Annotated in this window: 20 protein-coding genes; 10 read left to right on the forward strand and 10 right to left on the reverse strand. The window is 63.6% G+C overall.

Features of this window, described 5'->3' with window-relative positions:
• Positions 1-11: 11 nt before the first annotated feature.
• Genes NKJ55_RS14640 through NKJ55_RS14650 form a run of 3 tightly spaced genes read right to left on the reverse strand, consistent with a single transcriptional unit; the run spans position 12 to position 4,347 of the window.
• Positions 12-1,892 carry an ABC transporter ATP-binding protein gene (locus tag NKJ55_RS14640; protein ID WP_352450518.1) on the reverse strand — a complete coding sequence of 627 codons (1,881 nt, stop codon included), beginning with the start codon at positions 1,890-1,892 and terminating at the stop codon, positions 12-14.
• The gene (locus tag NKJ55_RS14645) at positions 1,889-3,778 is read right to left on the reverse strand and encodes an ABC transporter ATP-binding protein (RefSeq protein WP_352450519.1); all 1,890 of its coding nucleotides are present in this window, start codon (positions 3,776-3,778) and stop codon (positions 1,889-1,891) included. The genes NKJ55_RS14640 and NKJ55_RS14645 overlap by 4 nt, the downstream gene beginning before the upstream one ends.
• A gap of 26 nt (positions 3,779-3,804) precedes the next feature.
• Positions 3,805-4,347, reverse strand: a complete 543-nt coding sequence (locus NKJ55_RS14650) for a hypothetical protein (protein ID WP_352450520.1) — start codon at positions 4,345-4,347, stop codon at positions 3,805-3,807.
• Positions 4,348-4,630: 283 nt separating this feature from the next.
• On the opposite strand from NKJ55_RS14650, the gene NKJ55_RS14655 reads away from it, so the two are divergent.
• From NKJ55_RS14655 to NKJ55_RS14665, 3 genes are all read left to right on the forward strand, one after another.
• Entirely contained in the window at positions 4,631-5,089 is a 459-nt protein-coding gene (locus NKJ55_RS14655) for a tRNA (cytidine(34)-2'-O)-methyltransferase (RefSeq protein ID WP_352450521.1), read from the forward strand.
• A gap of 170 nt (positions 5,090-5,259) precedes the next feature.
• Positions 5,260-5,703, forward strand: a complete 444-nt coding sequence (gene soxR / locus NKJ55_RS14660; RefSeq protein ID WP_023679485.1) for a redox-sensitive transcriptional activator SoxR — start codon at positions 5,260-5,262, stop codon at positions 5,701-5,703.
• A gap of 119 nt (positions 5,704-5,822) precedes the next feature.
• Positions 5,823-6,173, forward strand: a complete 351-nt coding sequence (locus NKJ55_RS14665; protein ID WP_156937440.1) for a hypothetical protein — start codon at positions 5,823-5,825, stop codon at positions 6,171-6,173.
• A gap of 36 nt (positions 6,174-6,209) precedes the next feature.
• Here NKJ55_RS14665 and NKJ55_RS14670 read toward each other — a convergent pair whose 3' ends face one another.
• On the reverse strand, positions 6,210-6,467 hold the full coding sequence (locus NKJ55_RS14670; RefSeq protein WP_023679487.1) for a hypothetical protein: 258 nt from the start codon (positions 6,465-6,467) through the stop codon (positions 6,210-6,212).
• A gap of 103 nt (positions 6,468-6,570) precedes the next feature.
• On the opposite strand from NKJ55_RS14670, the gene hemF reads away from it, so the two are divergent.
• The 3 genes from hemF to NKJ55_RS14685 all read left to right on the forward strand — a co-directional run bounded on the left by hemF (position 6,571) and on the right by NKJ55_RS14685 (position 8,469).
• A complete protein-coding gene (gene hemF, locus NKJ55_RS14675; protein ID WP_352450522.1) occupies positions 6,571-7,485 on the forward strand; it encodes an oxygen-dependent coproporphyrinogen oxidase in 915 nt (304 codons plus the stop codon).
• 257 nt (positions 7,486-7,742) lie between these two features.
• Positions 7,743-8,003, forward strand: a complete 261-nt coding sequence (locus tag NKJ55_RS14680) for a DUF1344 domain-containing protein (RefSeq protein ID WP_023679489.1) — start codon at positions 7,743-7,745, stop codon at positions 8,001-8,003.
• A 280-nt stretch (positions 8,004-8,283) separates the two neighbouring features.
• Positions 8,284-8,469 carry a DUF1059 domain-containing protein gene (locus tag NKJ55_RS14685; protein ID WP_023679490.1) on the forward strand — a complete coding sequence of 62 codons (186 nt, stop codon included), beginning with the start codon at positions 8,284-8,286 and terminating at the stop codon, positions 8,467-8,469.
• A 3-nt stretch (positions 8,470-8,472) separates the two neighbouring features.
• Here the strand turns inward: NKJ55_RS14685 and NKJ55_RS14690 are convergent, their stop codons facing one another.
• From NKJ55_RS14690 to NKJ55_RS14700, 3 genes are read right to left on the reverse strand one after another with little or no spacing between them, the layout of a single operon-like run.
• A complete protein-coding gene (locus NKJ55_RS14690) occupies positions 8,473-9,741 on the reverse strand; it encodes a CCA tRNA nucleotidyltransferase (protein ID WP_352450523.1) in 1,269 nt (422 codons plus the stop codon).
• Positions 9,738-10,370, reverse strand: coding sequence for a CoA pyrophosphatase (locus tag NKJ55_RS14695; RefSeq protein WP_352450524.1), 633 nt, complete (start codon positions 10,368-10,370; stop codon positions 9,738-9,740). The genes NKJ55_RS14690 and NKJ55_RS14695 overlap by 4 nt, the downstream gene beginning before the upstream one ends.
• Before the next feature lie 13 nt (positions 10,371-10,383).
• Positions 10,384-11,013, reverse strand: coding sequence for a DUF1285 domain-containing protein (locus NKJ55_RS14700; RefSeq protein ID WP_352450560.1), 630 nt, complete (start codon positions 11,011-11,013; stop codon positions 10,384-10,386).
• Positions 11,014-11,158: 145 nt separating this feature from the next.
• Here NKJ55_RS14700 and NKJ55_RS14705 point away from each other — a divergent pair, with 145 nt between their 5' ends.
• From NKJ55_RS14705 to NKJ55_RS14720, 4 genes are read left to right on the forward strand one after another with little or no spacing between them, the layout of a single operon-like run.
• Positions 11,159-12,163, forward strand: coding sequence for an AAA family ATPase (locus tag NKJ55_RS14705; protein ID WP_352450525.1), 1,005 nt, complete (start codon positions 11,159-11,161; stop codon positions 12,161-12,163).
• The gene (locus NKJ55_RS14710; RefSeq protein WP_352450526.1) at positions 12,163-13,077 is read left to right on the forward strand and encodes a DUF58 domain-containing protein; all 915 of its coding nucleotides are present in this window, start codon (positions 12,163-12,165) and stop codon (positions 13,075-13,077) included. The genes NKJ55_RS14705 and NKJ55_RS14710 overlap by 1 nt, the downstream gene beginning before the upstream one ends.
• Positions 13,074-15,896, forward strand: coding sequence for a DUF4159 domain-containing protein (locus tag NKJ55_RS14715; RefSeq protein WP_352450527.1), 2,823 nt, complete (start codon positions 13,074-13,076; stop codon positions 15,894-15,896). The genes NKJ55_RS14710 and NKJ55_RS14715 overlap by 4 nt, the downstream gene beginning before the upstream one ends.
• A 3-nt stretch (positions 15,897-15,899) precedes the next feature.
• Positions 15,900-17,987 (forward strand): hypothetical protein, encoded by a 2,088-nt coding sequence (locus NKJ55_RS14720; RefSeq protein ID WP_352450528.1) that lies wholly within the window; start codon positions 15,900-15,902, stop codon positions 17,985-17,987.
• Positions 17,988-18,158: 171 nt separating this feature from the next.
• On the opposite strand, the gene clpS is transcribed toward NKJ55_RS14720, so the two are convergent.
• From clpS to NKJ55_RS14735, 3 genes are all read right to left on the reverse strand, one after another.
• The gene (clpS, locus tag NKJ55_RS14725; protein ID WP_023679498.1) at positions 18,159-18,464 is read right to left on the reverse strand and encodes an ATP-dependent Clp protease adapter ClpS; all 306 of its coding nucleotides are present in this window, start codon (positions 18,462-18,464) and stop codon (positions 18,159-18,161) included.
• Positions 18,465-18,720: 256 nt separating this feature from the next.
• Positions 18,721-18,936, reverse strand: coding sequence for a hypothetical protein (locus NKJ55_RS14730; RefSeq protein ID WP_352450529.1), 216 nt, complete (start codon positions 18,934-18,936; stop codon positions 18,721-18,723).
• 36 nt (positions 18,937-18,972) lie between these two features.
• Entirely contained in the window at positions 18,973-19,317 is a 345-nt protein-coding gene (locus tag NKJ55_RS14735) for a hypothetical protein (RefSeq protein WP_023679500.1), read from the reverse strand.
• Positions 19,318-19,407: the final 90 nt, after the last annotated feature.

The following is a 19,407-nucleotide window of genomic DNA, read 5'->3' on the forward strand; positions in this document are numbered from 1 at the left end:
GTTTTTAGAAACTACTCCGCCGGCCGGGTCTCGGCCAGCGCGCTCTCCTCGCTGAACAGGAAGCCGCCGGACTGCCGCTTCCACAGCCTGGCATAGAGCCCGTCGAGCCCGACCAGCTCGTCATGCGTGCCTTGCTCGACGATGCGGCCCTCGTCGAGCACCACCAGCCGGTCGAGTGCCGCAATGGTCGACAGCCGATGCGCGATGGCGATGACCGTCTTGCCTTCCATCAGCCTTGCCAGATTTTCCTGGATCGCCGCCTCGATGTCAGAATCGAGCGCCGAGGTCGCCTCATCGAGCACCAAGATCGGTGCATCCTTGAGGAAGACGCGAGCGATCGCCACGCGCTGGCGCTGGCCGCCGGAGAGCTTGACGCCGCGCTCGCCGACATAGGCCTCGTAGCCGATACGATCGCGATTGTCGCGCAGGCCGAGGATGAACTCGTGCGCCTCGGCCTTCTTCGCTGCCGCGACCACCTCGGCGTCGGTCGCTTCCGGCATGCCGAGCTTGATGTTGTCGCGCAGCGAGCGGTGGAAAAGTGCCGTATCCTGGCTGACGACGCCGATATTGGCGCGCAGCGAATTCTGCGTGACCCTGGAGACGTCCTGCCCGTCAATGGTGATCTTGCCGCTCTCGAGGTCGTAGAGGCGCAGGATCAGATTGACCAAGGTCGTCTTGCCGGCGCCGGACGGGCCGACCAGGCCGACCTTTTCGCCCGGCCGCACGACGAGGTCGATGCCGTCGAGCACGCCGGACCCCTTGCCGTAGTGGAACTCGACATTGCTGACGTCGATACGCCCGCCGCCGACGACAATCTCTTTCGCGTCCGGCGCATCGGTCAGGCCGAGCGGCTGTGAGATCAGCGCCTTGGAGTTTTCCAGCACGCCGAGGTTCCGCAAGATGCCGTTGAGCTGCATCATCAGCCGGCCGAGCAGCATGTTCAGCCGCAGCACCAAAGACAGCGTGAAAGCCACGGCGCCGACTGTGATCGAACCCTCGACCCAGAGATAAACGGCAAAGCAGGCGATCGCCGTGATCATAATGCCCGACAGCATCGTCAGTGCCATGCGCACGCCGGTCAGCCTGCGGGTGAATGGGCGCAGCGCGTCGAGATAGATGTCGAAGCCGTTCCTGATGTAGCGGTCGTCGCCATCGGCCGAGAACAGTTTCAGCGTCTGGACGTTCGAATAGGAATCGACAAGGCGGCCGGTGATCATCGAGCCGGCTTCGGCGGTGGCTTCGGCATGTTTGCGGATTGCCGGCAAATAGCGCCTGGCCAGAAAGCCGAAGGCGGTAATCCAGATCACCACCAGCACCGCCAGCCGGAGATCGAGCCCGGCGACCAGCGCCAGCGTCGTCACCGTATAGACGACCATGAACCAGACGACCTCGATGAAGCTTTCCATCAGATCGCCGGTCGCCTGTCCCGCCTGCCAGACCTTGGTCGCGATACGTCCGGCAAAGTCGTTCTGGAAGAAGGCGTAGGATTGGCGCGAGACATGGCGATGCGCCTGCCAGCGCACCAGATTATAGAAACCCGGCGTGATCGTCTGCTCGTCGACCAGCGCCGACAGGCCGACGACGATGGTGCGGATGACCAGCACCACCGCGATCATGAAGACAAGTTCCGGGCCGGCGGCAGTCCACAACGCGTGCCAGCTGCGTTCGCCGGGAAGCTGGTCGAGGATGTCGACCAGCCGCCCGACGAAATAGAACAGTCCGGCTTCGACTAACGGCGCGATGCCGCCGATCAGCAGCATGGCGAAGAAGGCGATCTTCGCCTGCCCGACATAATGCCAGAGAAAACCCCTGACGCCGGCAGGTGGCCGAAGGTCCGCAGGCTCCCGGAATGGATAGACCCAGTTCTCGAACCAGCGGTAGATGGCAGTCATTCGGCGGCTTCACCCTTGACGAGTGCATCGTTGGCGGCTGCATCGTTGACAGAGGGGCCGTCGTCGAGCAGGAAGCCGCCCGACTGGCGCTGCCAGAGCTGGGCGTAGAGCCCGCCGCTGGCAACCAGTTCCTCATGCGAACCTTCCTCGATGACGCGGCCCTTGTCCATGACGACGAGCCGGTCCATGGCCGCGATCGTCGACAGCCGGTGCGCAATGGCGATGACGGTCTTGCCTTGCATCAGTCTGTAGAGGTTCTCCTGGATGGCCGCCTCGGCCTCGGAATCGAGGGCGGAGGTCGCTTCGTCGAGGATAAGGATTGGTGCGTCCTTCAGCATAACACGGGCTATGGCGATGCGTTGCCGCTGGCCGCCGGACAATTTGATGCCGCGATCACCGACATGCGCGTCGAAACCCTTTCGACCGTTAGAATCCGACAATCCGGCGATGAAATCCAGCGCCTCGGCGCGCCGCGCCGCCTCGATCAGCATCTGGTCACTGGCGTCCGGCCGGCCATAGAGGATATTCTCGCGCACCGAGCGATGCAGCAGCGAGGTGTCCTGCGTGACCATGCCGATCTGGGCGCGCAGCGAGTCCTGCGTCACCGCCGCAATGTCCTGGCCGTCGATCAGGACCTTGCCGCTTTCGAGGTCATAGAAGCGCAACAGAAGATTGACCAGCGTCGACTTGCCGGCACCCGAACGGCCAACGATGCCGACCTTCTCGCCCGGCTTCACCGTCAGCGACAGGCTTTCGATCACGCCCTTCTGCTTGCCATAATGGAAGCGGATGTCCTCAAAACGGATCTCCCCCTTGGTCACGGCAATATCCTTGGCGCCAGGCCGGTCTTCGACGAGGCGCGGCAGCGAGATCGAGGCGATGCCGTCCTGCACCGTGCCGATATTCTCGAACAGCGTGGACATCTCCCACATGATCCATTGCGACATGCCCCAGAGCCGAAGCACGAGGCCGATGACCAGGGCGACGGCGCCGATCGTCACGGCTTGGCCGAGCCACAGCCATAGCGAGATTGCGGTGACCGAAAACAACAGCAGCGAATTCAGGACGTAGAGCAGGCCGTAGAGCTGTGTCACCAGCCGCATCGACCGGTAGACTGTATCGAGAAAGCCGGCCATACCGTCCTTGGCGAAGGATGCCTCGCGCCGCGCATGCGAGAACAGCTTGACCGTCTGGATGTTGGAGTAGCTGTCGACGACACGGCCGGTCATGGTTGAGCGCGCATTGGCCTGCTCCTCGCCGACCTTGCCCAGCCGCGGGATGAAATAGCGCAACAGCAGGACATATCCGGCAAGCCAGACGGCAAGCGGCGCAGCCAGCCGCCAGTCTGCCGAGCCGACAATGAACAGCATGCCGAGAAAATAGACGACGATATAGTTGAGCACATCGATGAGCTTGATGACGCACTCGCGCACCGCGAGCGCGGTCTGCATCAGCTTGGTCGCGATGCGCCCGGCAAACTCGTCCTGATAGAAGCTCATCGACTGCTTGAGCAGGTATCGATGCACCTGCCAGCGGATACGCATCGGATAATTACCCATCAGCGTCTGCTGGTTGAGCAGCGAATGGAACCAGACCGTCGCCGGCAGCGCGAAAACCACGATGAAGGCCATGCCGACCAGCTTCAAGCCTTCGGTCTGCAGGAACGTCTCGCGATTCTGTCCGGACAGCCAGTCGACGATCCGGCCCATGAAGCCGAACATCCACACCTCGGCAAGGGCGATGGCCGTCACCAGTACCGCATCGAGAGCGATGTAGGGCCACGCGCCGCGCGTATAATGCACGCAGAAGGCGATCAGTGTCCGCGGCGGCTCGACCGGCTCCTTGGCAGGGAACGGATCGAGCCTTTTTTCAAACCAGCTAAACATAGAGATGCTCACAATACTGTTTCCGCTCACGCGGCACGCGAACGGACGAGGTGTCCAGACCGCATGGCGTCAAGGACCGGCGATACGGAATCGTCCGCCTCGCCGGTCCTGCTTCGCGCTATATAGGTTGTCGCGGGCCTTTCGCCGACAGTCTCGTTTGACGATGCTGACGACGTTTTGACGATCCGGATTTTCGCGCTGGTTTTTGCACCAGGCCGGATCAGCCTGATGATCCGGCGCACCAGCGACGGCCGGCTATAGTCCGGAACGGCGCGCGAGAAATCGACGTCCGGCAGCATGCCGCGATGCGGACGCCGGCGGGTCTCGGCGTGAACCGCCGTCGAGTAGGTCTCGCCGATCAAAAGCGCCCAGGTCGCAGTCTTGCGCTCGTGCAGGCTTCTTGAGCCGGGTATTCTACAGGGATCGAACATCGGTCCGTCCTCCAGTTGAAGATGCAGATAGAAGGGTGAACCAACCCAGGCCGCGGACACGCGCGGCGCGGCAAAGGTGGCATCGGTCGAAGCGTGTTCAGGTGGGGCGTTCAGCCCCTTCCACAGCTTGAAAAACATCGCAGGATTCCTTCAAAGGCCGAAAAAGGTTTCGGCGGGAATCGGTGCGATTGAAGTCTAGAAGGTCAGGAGAATCGTCGTACCGAAACCGCCGTCGGGCTGGTAAGCCCACGAGAGGGGTGGTGGATGTGCATGGCCATCATGAATTACCCCTCCATCGGTTCGGGTTGACAATGCTGGCCGTATAACCGACTTCGCAGAAAATGACCACCCGCCAGTCCAGGAATTTCCAAAACCGCGAGAGCTCTGTGGCTGATCTGCCACTTATTAGAAAGACGCGGAAATGAACGACCGTCTCCGTATCGCGCTCTACCAGCCTGATATCGCCGGCAACACCGGGACAATCCTGCGCTTCGCCGCTTGCCTCGGTCTCGGCGTCGACATCATCGAACCGGCGGGCTTCCCGCTCGGTGACCGGGCGCTGAAACGCGCCGGCATGGACTACCTCGAAATGGCGGCGCTCACCCGCCATGTCGACTGGCACGCCTTCGAGGACTGGCGCAAGCTTGCCAAGCGGCGGCTGGTGCTGCTGTCGACCAAAGCAGCTGCCGCCTACACGGATTTCGCCTTTGCCGGCGACGACATTCTCTTGTTCGGCCGTGAATCCGCAGGCGTGCCGGACGCCGTTCACGAGGCGGCGGATGCGCGACTGATCATCCCGATGCAGCCCGGCGCGCGCAGCATCAACGTCGCGCTTTCCGTTGCGATGGTGGCGGCCGAGGCGATCCGGCAGCTCCGCTAGGATGTGTACGCGATCGCCGGCCGCAGCGACCAAGGCGTCGTCCTCACGCAACACTGCGTCCTCTCCGGTCATTCTCATCCAGACGCCCATCGCCTTCTCCTGCCGTTTGCATCTTCGAGGCTTCTTCGCTACAAGCTCAACTTAACTTGAGGTCAAGCGGAAAATCGGAGATGGCTGCGGCAACGGAATTAACAGTCGGCCAGGTGGCGATGCGCAGCGGCGTGGCGGTGTCGGCGCTGCATTTCTACGAAGCACGCGGGCTGATCCGCAGCCACCGCACATCAGGCAACCAGCGGCGTTATGGCCGCGACGTGCTGCGACGGGTGGCGATCATCAAGGTAGCTCAGGAGGTCGGCATTTCGCTGGCCGAGATCGGCACAGCCCTTCGATCATTGCCTGAAGGCCGGACGCCGACGCGCGAGGATTGGAACCTGCTTTCGACGGCTTGGCGCGATGACCTCGACCAGAAAATTAGTCAGCTCAAGAAGCTGCGCGACGGGCTGAGCGACTGCATCGGCTGCGGCTGCATGTCGATCGACAAATGTCCGCTGCGGAATAAGAACGACAGGCTGGCAAGGGACGGCGCGGGCGCCCGCAGGCTGGTCGTGCGTTGAAGCCATGACGGTCTGGACGGGTTCAGGGAACTTATCCTGTCCGTTAGTCACTATACAGTCTTGTGAAGTTCATGTGCCCGTGCTTGATACGCCCCTGCAACTAACCTTGGGGGGCAGAATTGAAATTTGCATACAAGACTTACGCCGCGTTGCTTGGCGCCATTGTGTTGGCTGGATGCATGCCGAGCGAAGGTGAATGGAATACGGCAAGGACTTTGGTTCAAGGCAGTCCTGCCATGTATAAGAAAGTGCTTACGGAATGCATCAGGCATTCGGAGCAATCGCCTCTCAGTTCGAAGCAGGAAGCTGGCAAGATCATGAATGTCAGCGCAGCCGCGGCGCCACGTGTCTGGTGCGGAAGAACCGTGCGGGCCTTCGCGAATGGGCGCCTGACGTATGCCGAGATGAAAAGAGCGCATCTTGGAACGGGCGACAGAAGCGTGTTTATCAAGATCGTTCAGGGCAGATGAACTAGCCCTGATACGTTCAGCCTCGAGACCGGAGCATTAATCCGCCGCCGGCAGCCGCCTGATGGTGAACTCGATCACATCGCCCGGCCGTTCGAACCAGCTTTCGATCTCGGTCCAATAGGCCTGCTTCGGAAAGCGCTCGAACCATTCCTTCGCCTTGAGACGAGCATCGGAGCGCGGCAGCACGAAGGTCTCGCGCAGGAAGCCGTCGCGCGGCATGCGCGCGTTCTCGGCGCGCGAACGGTCGAGCCTCTTCTTCAGGCCATCCAGCGGCGGTCTTGCCGGGGTGCGCACGAAAGAACTCCATTCACACTTGACCCTTGCACCCAAGAGATTAGGGATCGCGGCCGGAAAAGACGAGTCATTTGTCGGGCGCGCCCGCAACCGGAGACAGGATTTGCAACGACCCGAGATACCGGCGGGGCTGCCAGCCGACATCGAACAGAAGAAGACGAAGGCACGGCTGTGGTTCGAGACGTTGCGCGAGCGCATCTGTGCCAGCTTCGAGCAGATCGAGCAGGACCTGCAGGGGCCGCAGGCTAGCTGGTCGCCCGGCCGCTTCGAAAAGACGCCGTGGCAACGCGATGCCGGCAAGGGCGGCGGCGGTATCATGTCGATGATGCACGGCCGCGTCTTCGAGAAGGTCGGCGTCCACACCTCGACCGTCCACGGCGAGTTCTCGCCCGAATTCAGGAAGCAGATGCCGGGCGCCGAAGAGGACCCCTCCTTCTGGGCAAGCGGCATTTCGCTGATCGCCCATCCGTGGAACCCCAACGTGCCGGCCGTGCATATGAACACGCGCATGGTCGTCACCTCGCGCCAGTGGTTCGGCGGCGGCGCCGACCTGACACCGGTGCTCGACCGCCGCCGCAGCCAGGACGACCCCGACACGATCGCCTTCCACAGAGCGATGCAATTTGCCTGCGAGAAGAACGCGGCGATCGCCGACTACGTGAAATTCAAAGCCTGGTGCGACGAGTACTTCTACCTGCCGCACCGCGACGAGCCACGCGGTACCGGCGGTATCTTCTTCGACTGGCTGCATTCGGATGAGGACAAAGGCGGCTGGGACGCCGATTTCAACTTCGTCCAGGACGTCGGGCGATCTTTTCTCGTCGTCTACGGACATCTGGTGCGCGCCAACTTCAATGACAACTGGACCAATGGCGACCGTGACGAGCAGCTCATCCGCCGCGGCCGTTATGTCGAATTCAACTTGCTTCACGATCGCGGCACCATCTTCGGGCTGAAGACCGGCGGCAATGTCGCCTCGATCCTGTCCAGCCTGCCGCCAGAAGCGAAATGGCCGTAAAATCTCGGTGAGCACGACGTGAGCCGCAATCGGGTCCAAATCCCCAGAATTTGACGGCGAATGTGGCGCAAGGCGCGCCAGAAAATATCTTTTTCGTCTAATATACCATTGTAAAGATTGGGTTATTTGTCGCGTCGGGCCGGGAAACGCCGGCGGTTCTTTACTCCCGAGAGCCGCGACCCGACGTGACCGGACGGCCCATGATTGAATGGGGCACCTTTCCCAAGCGGTGCCCGCATTTTCCAGGAGAGCATGCCATGCGCAAGCTTATTATGACCGCAGCCGCCGCTGCCGTTCTCGCCTCTGGTACTGCCGCATTCGCTGCGGTCAAGCACACCACCGGCACGATCAAAAGCTTTGATGGAACGGCGATGAGCCTAGTTCTGGATAACGGAGCCACCTTTACGTTGCCCCAGACCTTCAAGGATCCTGGCCTGAAGGTCGGCGAAAAGGTCCGCGTCACGTGGGATATGAGCGGCAAGGATAAAATTGCCGAGGCAGTCAAGATCGTGAAGTGATGTCCTGCCCGCTGGAGCAAGACGAGGTCTTACTCCTGGGTGGCGTAAGAGGGCGCAGCAGCGATGCTCCGCCTTTTCGCAACCCGATCACCAGAGGGCCGCGTGTCGGCTTGGACGCACGGCACTCTAAGGCAACCAAAACCGTTCGATCGTGTTATGCTTAGCTGGCCAGCGTGTAGTCCGGATACCGTACGCGGTTTCCGGATCGCGCAATCAAAGGTCTGGAGCTTCCGTGTCAGTGCGCTGCGCGGCGCTCCAAGGAGGAGATGAGGAGAAGCCGATGAAGGAATTCCATTGCGGGTCGCTCGTACCCGGCTGCGAGTGGCACACACGCGCCGAGGAGGAGGCTGAGGTCATGCGCCGTGCCGTCGAGCATCTGCGCGAGACGCACGGCGAGACGGTGATCCGCGAGACGATGATCGAGGCGATCCGCTCGCGCATCGAAAAGGTCCGCGACGCAGCGTGACAGTCAGGATTCGAGTGCCTCCGCGGCGCGCTTGAGCAGCGCGCCGCGATCAAGCGCAAAACCGGACTCGACCCATTCCTTTTCGAGATTCTTCAACGTTGCACCAAGCTTCGGCCCCGGTGATGCGCCAAGCGTCGTCAGATCGGCGCCCTTGACCGGAAAAACAGGGTTTTGCCATTTTGCAGCGAAGGCAAGCAGGCGCGAGAAGCCGCCGGCTTCGAGCAGTGCGTCATTGTCCTCGACCGCGCGGGCTCGAGCGGAAGCGAGCAACAGCCGCAACCGATCGACAAAGCCTTGGCGGTCGCCAAAATAAAGCCTTTTCGCCAACTCTCCTTCGGTCGTTTTCGGATCGACGGCAGCTGTGATCGCCCAATTCCGCAGCCGGCTTGCTTCGCTCACGGAAAGCCTCAATCTCTCGGCAAGCGTTTTCATGCGCGCGGCATCCGGCGGCACGATGGCTTCCAGCCTGAGCAGCGGGTCCGGCGCCCAGGCCAGATCCTTCTCGGTCTTGGTCAGCCCGTGGATGGCATCGATGCCCCATTTCTCGCTTTCCGGCAAAACGGCGGTCAGAACGCCGGCCTGGCGCATCCACAGCAGCGCCCGCGACGGATCTGGCGCTGACAGCAATTTCTTCAATTCCCACCAGACGCGCTCGACCGAGAGCTGGTCGAGCCCCTGCTTCAGCCGGGCACAAGCCTTCAACCCTTCGGCATCCGGCCTGCCGTCGCCATACCATGCGAAGAAACGGAAGAAACGCAGGATGCGCAGATAATCCTCGCGGATACGCGCTTCCGGATCGCCGATGAATCGCAGCCTCCGCGCTTCGATATCGGCGATACCGCCGACCAGATCGACGACCGTTCCATCGGCTTCGGCATAGAGTGCATTGATGGTGAAATCACGCCGCTCAGCGTCGGCTTTCCAGTCGCGGCCGAACGACACTTTGGCGCGCCGGCCGTCGGTTTCGATATCGGCACGCAGCGTGGTGACCTCATAGGCCTTGCCGTGGCCGACCGCGGTGACTGTGCCATGCTCGATGCCGGTCGGTACCGTCTTGAAGCCTGCCGCCTCGGCGCGCCGGATGGTTTCCTCGGGCACCGTGGTGGTGGCGATGTCGATGTCGGCGACCGGCTGACCGATGAGCGCGTTGCGCACCGCACCGCCGGCGACACGCGCCTCCTCGCCGCCATCAGTCAGCGCCGCGAGCAGGCGCTGCAGGTGGCGTTCGCCGAGCCACCCGGCCTTGCCCGCGATCGACACTGGATCGCTCACGAATAGAGCCTTTCATAAAGCGTACGGATGATGCCCGCGGTGACGCCCCAGATGCGCTGGCCGCCATAGGGCATCTCGTAATAGAACCATTCGAGGTCGTTCCACATGCGACTGTCTCTGGTGTGGTTGGCGGGGTCCATCAGAAAGCCCAGCGGCACCTCGAAGACGGCATCGACTTCGTCGGAATTCAGCGTCAGGCTGAAACCGGGCCGCACAATCCCGAGCACCGGGGCGATGCGATAGCCGCTGCCGGAAACGTAGTCCGGCAGACGGCCGATGATCTCGATGTAATCACTATCGAGACCGATCTCCTCGGATGTCTCGCGCAACGCCGCCGCTTCCGGGCTCGCATCGGTTGGATCGATGGTACCACCGGGGAAAGCCACCTGCCCCGAATGGTTGCGCAGCCTTTCCGCCCGCCTGCTCAAAAGGACCGTGGCTTCATGGCCATGATCGACCACCGGGATCAGCACGGCGGCATCGCGCAGCGCCTTGGCCAGCTTCAGCCTGGGATGGCCCGGATTGAAGCGGTGGTCGCCAAAATCGTCGCCGGCATGCGCCAGCGGCTGCGCCGCGACGCGCTGGCGAAACCCGGCAGCGGAAAACCGCAACGGCATCACCTGATCCATCATAAGCGGTCCATCATACGCTCAGCCGTTTCAGTTTCTCAGCCGGCATGATCGGATAGACCTCGCCTTTGGAACGGACGGCAAACATCGTCTCGCCACCGAGGTCGATCTCTTCGCCGTGCTCGACCAGCTCGTACATCACCGGCCGTGCCACCAGCGCCTCCAGCCGCCCGCGCACCAGCACATAAGGCTTCAGGCCACCTGTCTCGTCCTCATCGACGAAGCGCAGCGGGTGTCCCGCCCCAGCCTCTACCACGTCGCCGACATTGGTGCGAAAGGTGACGATTTGTCCGTCGCCGGCGCCCGACACGTCCATCTCGACGGCAATGAAGGGCGCGTCGGCGACGCGGATGCCGACCTTTTCCACCGGCGTCACCAGGTAGGTTCTACCGTCCGCGTCCTTGCGCAGCACTGAGGAAAAAAGCTGCACCAGCGGCATCCGGCCGATCGGCGTTCCCAGATAGAACCAGGTGCCGTCCTGCTTGATTTCCATGTCGAGATCGCCGCAAAATGCCGGATTCCAGCGTTCCACCGGCGCCGGCCCCTTGCCGGCGCGCGTCGCGCGCGAGACCAGCGCCTCCAGCCCGCGCGCCTCGGTCGCGGCCGTCAGCCTCTCTTCACGATAGTCGGCGGCTTCCGTCATGGTCACGAAATAGTCACTGTTGTTCCGCTTGTCAGCCTAAGTCTGTGATTTAAGTTCATTGCAGGCGCCATGCGAGGCCGAATCGCGGCATTCTTTGCGGCACCAAGGTGCCAAGCGGTGTTTCCAACAGAAGGATCGATGCTGCATGAGCGTTATGATCAAGGAAAGCCCAATCAGCGAAAAGGACATGGTGGCGCAGGCCGAGAAAGCGCTGGCCGACATTTCGAGGGTCCGTGACGGCGTCGGCCGGGTCATTTTCGGCCAGGAAAGCGTCGTCGAGCGCACGCTCGTCGCATTGCTGGCCGGCGGCCATGCGCTGCTGGTCGGGGTGCCCGGCCTCGCCAAGACCAAGCTGGTCGAAACGCTGGGCATCGTGCTCGGCCTCGATTCGCGCCGCATCCAGTTCACACCCGACCTGATGCCATCGGATATTCTCGGCTCCGAGGTGATGGAGCAGGATGAATTCGGCAAGCGTTCGTTCCGCTTCATTTCCGGGCCGATCTTTGCGCAACTGCTGATGGCCGACGAGATCAACCGCGCCTCGCCGCGTACCCAGTCGGCGCTGCTGCAGTCGATGCAGGAATACCACGTCACCATTGCCGGCGTGCGCCATGATCTGCCGTCACCGTTCCACGTCCTGGCGACGCAGAACCCGCTGGAGCAGGAAGGCACCTATCCGCTGCCGGAAGCGCAGCTCGACCGCTTCCTGATGCAGGTCGATATCCTCTACCCCGAGATCGAGGCGGAGCGCCGCATCCTGCTGGAAACCACCGGTATCGAGGATGCCAAGGCTGAAAACGTGCTGCAGCCGGCGCGGCTGAAGGACATCCAGACGCTCATCCGCCGTATGCCGGTGCCGGAAAGCGTCGTCGAGGCGATCCTCAAGCTGGTGCGCTCAGCGCGCCCCGGCCAGGGCAACGCCGATACCGACAAGCACGTCGCCTGGGGCCCAGGCCCGCGCGCCAGCCAGGCGCTGACGCTGTGCACCCGCGCCCGCGCCCTCTATGACGGCCGGCTGGCGCCGTCGGTCGACGACGTCCGCGCGCTCGCCGAGCCGGTGCTGCAGCACCGCATGGCGCTGACCTTCGCCGCCCGCGCCGAGGGCACCACGGTTCGCGATGTTGTGGCGAAGCTCGCGAAAGGGATTTGATGGCGCGCATCGGTGAAGCGCAGGCACCGGCAGCGACGCGCGATGCGCTCGCCAGAGGCCGGTTGCGGGCTTCGTTGGTGCCGGACCTGCTGGTCGAGGCGCGCCGCATCGTCAACACGGTAATTGCCGGCTGGCATGGCCGCCGCAAGCGCGGTATCGGCGAGAATTTCTGGCAGTTCCGGCCCTATGTCGAAGGCGATTCCTCGCGCATTGACTGGCGCCGTTCCGCCCGCGACGATCACACCTATGTCCGCGACCGTGAATGGGAGGCCGCCCACACGGTGTGGCTGTGGGCCGATCCCTCGCCTTCCATGCTCTACAAATCGACCGGAGCCAGCGTTCCCAAGGAATCGCGCGCCCTGGTGCTGGCGCTGGCCATGGCCGAGCTTTTGTCGCGCAGCGGCGAGCGCATTGCCTGGCCGGGCCTGACCGACCCGTTCACCGCCCGCAATGGCGCCGAGCGCATCGCGGCGCAACTGATGCACGCCGCCGACCTGCCGGCAAAGCCCGACCTATCCGGCATTCGCCGGTTCTGCGACATCGTTCTCGTCAGCGATTTCCTCGACCCGGTCGAGGACACCATGGCGTGGCTGGACGTGCTCGCCCGCCACGGCGTGCGCGCCCACCTGGTCGAGGTCGCCGATCCGGCCGAGGAAAGCTTCCCCTATGCCGGGCGCACCGAATTCACCGATCCTGAGACCGGCGACAAGTTGACCGCCGGCCGCGCCGAAATGCTGGGCGAGGAATATCGCCTGCTTTATGCCGCCCGCCGCCAGGAATTGGCCGCGTGGTGCAAACGGCTTGGCTGGAGCTTTACCGTCAATCATACCGACCGTCTTGCCTCCGAGGCGCTGGTGCGCATCCACATGGCGATGACCGGCGAAGGCAGCTTTGCCGGGAGGGCCCGCGCATGAGTTGGCTGCCGCTCTCCTTCGGGGCGCCGATGCTGCTGTGGGGCCTGCTGGCGCTGCCGGTGATCTGGTGGCTTCTGCGGCTGACCCCGCCAAGACCGCAAACCGAGGTGTTTCCGCCGCTCAGGATTCTCGCCCGCGTGCTGAGGCGCGAAGAAACGCCGCAGCAAAGCCCTTGGTGGCTGACGCTGCTTAGGCTGCTGATGGCCGCGCTTGTCGTGGCAGCACTTGCCGAACCGGTCTTCAATCCGCGCGAAAAGCTGCCGGCCGAGGGCGCTGCCCTGGCGCTGGTGATCGACAATGACTGGGCAAGTGCCGCCGACTGGGGCAAGCGGGTCGCCACCGCCGAGCGGCTGATCGCCGATGCCAATTCGAACGGCGTGCCGGTGCTCATCGCTTTCACCGCCGAAAAGCCCAATGCCGAGATCGGTCCCTTCGATGCCGCTGCGGCGCTCGACCGGTTGCGCGCGGCAAAGCCGCGGCCGATCCCGACCGACCGCCCCGCCGTCTATGCCCGCGTAGCGTCAGCCTTGGAGTCGCTGCCGGGCGCCAGCGTCGCAGTGCTCGCCGATGGCTTGGCGGCGCAAGGCGACGAAGCCGCGTTCAACACGTTGTTGTCAAAGAACGCAGCACGCGTCGTCTGGGCCGTCTCCGATCGGCTGTCGCTGACCGGCCTGACCGGCGCCGACAATCAGGTCGACGGCTTCGCCCTGACCGCCATCCGCGCACCGGGCGATCCGGCGCCTGCACAGGTGACCGCCGGCGCCTTCGACGACAAGGGCCGCCGCATTACCGACGCGACGCTGACCTTTGCCCCGGGCGGAACCACCGCCACCAGCACGATGGCGGTGCCGTTCGAACTGCGTAACGACTTCGCCTACGTCGCGCTCGACGGCGAGCGCCAGGCCGGTGCCGTCCGCGTGCTCGATGAGAGCTCAAAACGCCGCCGCGTCGGGCTGTTGTCGCAGGCCGAGGCCGACCAGGCGCAACCGCTGCTGTCGCCGCTCTACTACATCCGCCGCGCCCTGCAGCCGTTCGCCGATCTGGTCGAGCCGTCGAGCGTCGATCTCGCCGACGCGATCCCGCAACTGCTCGACCAGAAGCCGGCGATGATCGTCATGGCCGATGTCGGCACCATTCCGGAACAAGCGCGGCAAAGGCTGGTTGACTGGGTCGACAAGGGCGGCACGCTGGTGCGTTTTGCCGGTTCGCGGCTGGCCGCTGCCGGCAATGACGACGATCTGCTGCCGGTCCGGCTGCGCACCGGCGAGCGATCGCTTGGCGGCGCGCTGTCATGGACGGCGCCGCAGCCGGTCACCGAATTCCCGAAAACCGGTCCCTTCGCCGACCTCGCGCCGCCGACCGAGGTCACCGTTACCAGGCAGGTGCTGGCCGAGCCGACGCCCGACATTGTCGAGCGCACCTGGGCCACGCTTGCCGACGGTACGCCGCTGGTGACCGGGATGAGGAAGGACAAGGGCACCCTCGTACTGTTCCACGTCACCCCCGAGGCGACGTGGTCCAACCTGCCGATCTCCGGCAGCTTCGTCGAGATGCTGCGGCGCATCGTACAATTGTCGCGCAACCAGGGCGCGGCTGTCGCCAATGCCGAGGCCGCCGCCACGTCGCTGGCACCCTATCGTATGATCGCCGCCGACGGCACGCTGGTGCCGCCGACGCCGGATGCCAGGCCGCTGGTGCCCGGCGCCGGCCCGCTGCCGGTGACGCTGGAAAACCCGCCCGGCCTCTACGGCTCCGAGACAGGAGTGTTCGCTCACAATCTGCTCGGCGGCGACAGCGCATTCAGGCCGCTGGCCCGGCCTGAAATCACGGTGCCGGTCACCACCATCCAGTATGCCTTCGACGAGCAGCACAACCTCAAAGGTCCGCTTGTCACGGCCGCCCTGGTGCTGATGGTGCTCGACACGCTTGCCGTATTCTGGATGGGCGGCCTGTTGTCGCGCCGGCCGCGCCGTGCCGGCGCTGCGGCGACGGCAGCCGTCCTGCTGATTGCGCTCGGCGCCTTGATTGGCCACGCGGACGTCGCGCGTGCCGACGACGCCAAACCGGGAGATACGGAGGCGATCGGGGACATTTCAAAGACCCGGATCGCCTACGTGCTGACCGGCGAGCCGGGTGTCGATTCGATCAGCCGCGCCGGGCTCGAAGGCCTGACCCGCTTTCTTATCGAGAAAACCGCGCTCGAACCCGGAGCACCGGCCGGCGTCGACATCTCGAAGGACGAACTTTCCTTCTATCCGCTGATCTACTGGCCGATCGATCCCTCGGCCCCGCTGCCCAGCGAGGCCGCCATCGCCCGCATCGACGCCTACATGCAGCAGGGCGGAACGGTCTTGTTCGACACCCGCGACCAGTTCGCCAATGGCATTGGTGCGGATTCGACCAGCCCGGCGACGGAGCGGCTGCGCGACATCCTCGGCAACCTCAACGTGCCACCGCTGGAGCCGGTGCCGTCGGACCACGTGCTGACCAAATCCTTCTACATCCTTCCGGAGTTTCCTGGCCGTTTTGCCGGCAGCCCGCTTTGGGTCGAGGCATCGCTCGAAGCCAGCAACACCGAGAACCGCCCGGTGCGCACCGGCGACGGCGTTTCGCCGATCATGATCACCGCCAATGATTTCGCCGGCGCTTGGGCCGTCGACGAGAATGGCGACCCGCTATTGCCGACGGTGCCGTCGGATCCGATGCAGCGCATCTATGCGCTGCGTGCCGGCGTCAACATCATGATGTACATGCTGACCGGCAACTACAAATCCGATCAGGTGCACGTCCCGGTGCTGCTCGAACGGCTGGGGCAATAGACCATGAACTGGTCGCTCTCCTTCGAACCGCTCATCACCTGGCCACTGCTCGCCGTGGTTCTGATACCGCTGCTGCTGCTGGCGCTGGTCGGCCTTTGGTTTCGCCAGCGCGGCGCGGTCTTCCGCCTGGCAGCCCTGATTGCCCTGACTGCGGCGCTGCTCAATCCGGTGTTCCTCGACGAACAACGTGAGCCGCTGAAAAGCATCGTCGCCGTCGTCGTCGATCGCAGTCAGAGCCAGGATATAGGCGACCGCACCAAGCAGACAGACGCGGCATTGGCCGGGCTTCAGCGGCGTCTCGGCCGCTTCAAGCAGTTCGACGTCCGTGTCGTCGAGGCCGGCAAGTCCGAAGCCGCCGACGAGCGCACCGAGACGCGGTTGTTTTCCTCGCTCGAAAATGCTTTCCGCGACGTGCCGCCCTCGCGCATCGGCGGCGCCATCATGATCACCGATGGCGAGGTGCATGACGCGCCGCTTGGCGCACCTGACTTCAATGCCCCGCTGCATGCGCTGATTACCGGCAACGAGCATGAGAAGGACCGCCGCATCCGCTTCGAGAATGCGCCGCGATTCGGGCTGGTCGGCAAGCCGCTCGAAATGACATATCGCGTCATCGCCACCAACAACGAAACCGGCCCGGTCGATGTCCGCGTATCGGTCAACGGCGAGCAGGTATCGGTCGAGCACGCCAACATCGGCCAGGCGATGCCGCTTCAGGTGACCATTCCCAGCGCCGGGCGAAACATCGTCGAACTCGCCATCAACCACGAGCCGGGCGAACTCACCGACACCAACAACCGCGCCATCGCGCTGATCGACGGCATCCGCGAAAATCTGCGCGTGCTGCTTGTTTCCGGCGAACCGCATGCCGGCGAGCGCACCTGGCGCAATTTGCTGAAATCCGACGCTTCGGTCGACCTCGTGCACTTCACCATCCTGCGCCCGCCGGAAAAGCAGGACGGCACGCCGATCAACGAATTGTCGCTGATCGCCTTTCCGACGCGCGAGCTGTTCGTCGAGAAGATCAAGGATTTCGACCTGATCATCTTCGACCGCTATCAGCACCGCGACGTGCTGCCGATCCTCTATTACGACTACATCTCCGAGTATGTCGAAAAGGGCGGCGCGCTACTGATCGCGGCAGGCCCCGAATATGCCGGCGAAAGCTCGATCGCCCGCACGCCGCTGATGTCGGCGCTGCCGGCAATGCCGACCGGCGAGGTCATCGACAAGGCCTTCTATCCGCGCCTCACCGATACCGGCCAGCGTCATCCGGTAACGCGCGGGCTCGACGGCTCCGCGACCGAGCCGCCGCACTGGAGCCGCTGGTTCCGCACCATCGGCGTTGAGAACCCCGAGGGCGAGGTGGTGATGAAGGGCGCCGACAACCGGCCGCTGCTACTGCTCGATCGCAAGGGCGAAGGCCGCGTCGGCATGCTTCTGTCCGACCAGGGCTGGCTGTGGGCGCGCGGCTTCGAGGGCGGCGGCCCCCACGTCCAACTCTACCGGCGCATCGCCCACTGGCTAATGAAGGAGCCCGAACTCGAGGAAGAGCGGCTGACCGCCGACGGCCGCGGCATGGTGCTGGAAATCCGCCGCCAGACGATGAGCGACGACCCCGGCCCGGCGCAAGTCATCACGCCGTCCGGCAAGGCACTGATCGTCAGGCTCGAGAAATCCGAACCAGGCGTCTTCCTCGGCAGCGTCGAGACCAGCGAAATCGGTCTCTATCAGGTCGGCAATGGCGACCTGACGGCATTGGCCCATGTCGGGCCGGTCAACGCGCCGGAATTCACCGACGTCGTCTCCACCGAGAACCGGCTCAAACCACCGGCTGAGGCAACCGGCGGCAGCGTTCGCCGGCTGGCGCCGGCCTCGGCACTTCGCACTCTCACCAGCACGGTCACGCTGCCCTCGATCGTTCCGGTCCGTTCCTCGGGCGCTGCCTCCGGCGATGACTGGATCGGCCTGCGCACCACCGACGACAGCGTGCTCAAGGCCGTCTCGCGCGTGCCGCTGTTCGGCGGCTTCCTCGGCCTCGGCCTGCTGCTTCTGGCGATGGGCTCGATGTGGTACCGCGAAGGGCGGTAACGCGGTTTATCCTTCTCCCCTTGTGGGAGAAGGTGGAGTGGCGCGCAGCGCCAAGACGGTTGAGGGTGCTGGACGGAGTGCCGTCCTTGCCAAGCTGGAACACCCCTCATCTGACCGAGCTTCGCTCGGCCACCTTCTCCCACAAGGGGAGAAGGAAGAAAGCGAACCGCCCTACTCCTCCGGCTCCGTCGTGAACATCAGCGGGTAGCCCTTGGCCTTGCCGGCATCGGTTGCGCGCGCCGCCTTAGTCTCGGCGACATCCCTGGTGAAGACGGCGACAACGCAGACGCCGCGCCGGTGCGCGGTGATCATTATCCTATGCGCCTGGTCTTCGCTGAGCTTGAACTCGGCCTTCAGCACCGTCACGACAAACTCGCGCGGCGTGAAATCGTCATTGACCAGGATGACCTTGTAGAGCTTCGGCCGTTCGACCTTCGGCTTCGTGCTGGTACGGGGTTTTGTCGTGATTTCAGGCATTGGACCGGCAATTGCGTACGTCAGCTTTGCGGTCATTTTGACATGGGCAAAAGCGGTCGTCCATTCAACCGCGCGCGATCGGCTTCCCGGCAGGCGCAGTTCAAAAGTCCGTGCCTATGTGGGAACTGCCGTCTGGCGTTCAACGGGGGTGTGGGCCGGGACTGGCCCTACTGTCTGCACGCAACAAAAAAGACGACCGCTCCAGGCAAATCGCAACTGGAGCGGTCTTCTCATAGGGTAGAAAGATGTCGCTTGATCAGGCTTTCGGAGCTGCCTTGACCGCGTGCTTCTTGTGCTTCTTGACGGTCTTCTTGGCAGCGACCTTCTTCACGGCCTTGGCCGGCGCAGCGGTCGTCGTTGTCGTCGCAGCCGGGGTGGTGGTCGCGGCATTGGCGCTGCTGGCGCCGAGAACCGGCATCGAGACGGCCAGCGCGATGGCGAGACCGAGGGCGGAGAGGAGGGACTTTTTCATGGCTTCACTTCCTTTTTGTGCAGATCGGATTGAGTGTCACTGAACGGGATCGATCGGTGTCACTCCAAGCAGCTTCAAAGCGTTCGCGAGCATCCGGATTCCCTGTGCCTGTTTCTTGTTGGCGCAGAACCGGTTTCCCTTTCTTTGAAGTGCTTTCGCAGCGGTGACCTGCGTTGCCGCGGCATGGGTTTCGAGGGCTTCGTCAAACTGGCGGTTCAGATCGATGCAACGCTCGCTGCGGGTGGTCGCCACCTTTGCATCGGCCGCCTTTGCATTGGCCACCTTCGCATCGGCCAGTTTTGCATCGGCATGTTCGACCGCGGCCGTGACGAGCGAAATGGAAAGCAACGCACCCATCAGACTGATCGAGAACCTTTGCATTGGTCTGTCCGTAATCCCGTAACGCGTGTCGCAGCCGATGACCTGACCGCCACGGCACCACTTATGCCTTTGATTTTTTTCGGCAGTTTT

Source organism: Mesorhizobium sp. M0106 (assembly GCF_040322715.1).
Lineage (GTDB): Bacteria > Pseudomonadota > Alphaproteobacteria > Rhizobiales > Rhizobiaceae > Mesorhizobium.

Bases quoted from the DNA above. Each gene is read 5' to 3' on its own strand.
- NKJ55_RS14705 (WP_352450525.1), top strand. From the start codon at position 11,159: ATGAGCGTTATGATCAAGGAAAGCCCAATCAGCGAAAAGGACATGGTG.
- NKJ55_RS14695 (WP_352450524.1), bottom strand. From the start codon at position 10,370: ATGGATCAGGTGATGCCGTTGCGGTTTTCCGCTGCCGGGTTTCGCCAG.
- NKJ55_RS14645 (WP_352450519.1), bottom strand. From the start codon at position 3,778: ATGTTTAGCTGGTTTGAAAAAAGGCTCGATCCGTTCCCTGCCAAGGAG.
- NKJ55_RS14710 (WP_352450526.1), top strand. From the start codon at position 12,163: ATGGCGCGCATCGGTGAAGCGCAGGCACCGGCAGCGACGCGCGATGCG.
- NKJ55_RS14730 (WP_352450529.1), bottom strand. From the start codon at position 18,936: ATGAAAAAGTCCCTCCTCTCCGCCCTCGGTCTCGCCATCGCGCTGGCC.
- NKJ55_RS14640 (WP_352450518.1), bottom strand. From the start codon at position 1,892: ATGACTGCCATCTACCGCTGGTTCGAGAACTGGGTCTATCCATTCCGG.
- NKJ55_RS14715 (WP_352450527.1), top strand. From the start codon at position 13,074: ATGAGTTGGCTGCCGCTCTCCTTCGGGGCGCCGATGCTGCTGTGGGGC.
- NKJ55_RS14685 (WP_023679490.1), top strand. From the start codon at position 8,284: ATGAAGGAATTCCATTGCGGGTCGCTCGTACCCGGCTGCGAGTGGCAC.
- soxR (WP_023679485.1), top strand. From the start codon at position 5,260: ATGGCTGCGGCAACGGAATTAACAGTCGGCCAGGTGGCGATGCGCAGC.
- NKJ55_RS14735 (WP_023679500.1), bottom strand. From the start codon at position 19,317: ATGCAAAGGTTCTCGATCAGTCTGATGGGTGCGTTGCTTTCCATTTCG.
- NKJ55_RS14720 (WP_352450528.1), top strand. From the start codon at position 15,900: ATGAACTGGTCGCTCTCCTTCGAACCGCTCATCACCTGGCCACTGCTC.
- NKJ55_RS14655 (WP_352450521.1), top strand. From the start codon at position 4,631: ATGAACGACCGTCTCCGTATCGCGCTCTACCAGCCTGATATCGCCGGC.
- NKJ55_RS14700 (WP_352450560.1), bottom strand. From the start codon at position 11,013: ATGACGGAAGCCGCCGACTATCGTGAAGAGAGGCTGACGGCCGCGACC.
- clpS (WP_023679498.1), bottom strand. From the start codon at position 18,464: ATGCCTGAAATCACGACAAAACCCCGTACCAGCACGAAGCCGAAGGTC.
- NKJ55_RS14650 (WP_352450520.1), bottom strand. From the start codon at position 4,347: ATGTTTTTCAAGCTGTGGAAGGGGCTGAACGCCCCACCTGAACACGCT.
- NKJ55_RS14680 (WP_023679489.1), top strand. From the start codon at position 7,743: ATGCGCAAGCTTATTATGACCGCAGCCGCCGCTGCCGTTCTCGCCTCT.